The sequence below is a fragment of the uncultured Lacinutrix sp. genome (assembly GCF_947500325.1).
Classification (GTDB): Bacteria; Bacteroidota; Bacteroidia; order Flavobacteriales; family Flavobacteriaceae; genus Lacinutrix.
The window spans coordinates 1-293 of record NZ_CANMRQ010000106.1 but is presented as its reverse complement, the minus strand read 5'-3'; the positions used below and the strand labels follow the sequence as shown (position 1 = coordinate 293).

Here is a 293-nt window from a genome sequence, read left to right as displayed (position 1 = left end):
ATTAAATAGTTACTTGTAGGTAAACTATTAGGCGTACTCCAACTATAACTCCCATCATTAGAAGTACCGTTTACTATGGTATTCCATGTATCTCCATTATCTGATGAATAATCTAATCTAACTGAAGTATACAAAGTACTAGTATCCCATTGAATAGTATAAGAACATCCTGAATCTAAAGTTTCTCCTCCATTAGGATAAGTTAAAACAGGAGGTGCTGGAGTTATTGTAAATACGGCATCACTTATATCTTCTTTACAAGATTGTTGTGCATCAAAAACCCGTATTCTACA

The 293-nt window shown here is 33.1% G+C and carries 1 protein-coding gene; it reads right to left on the bottom strand.

From position 1 onward, the window contains the following. The coding region (locus Q0997_RS20375; protein WP_299892581.1) for a Ser-Thr-rich GPI-anchored membrane family protein at nucleotides 1-293 on the bottom strand (293 nt) is incomplete at both ends.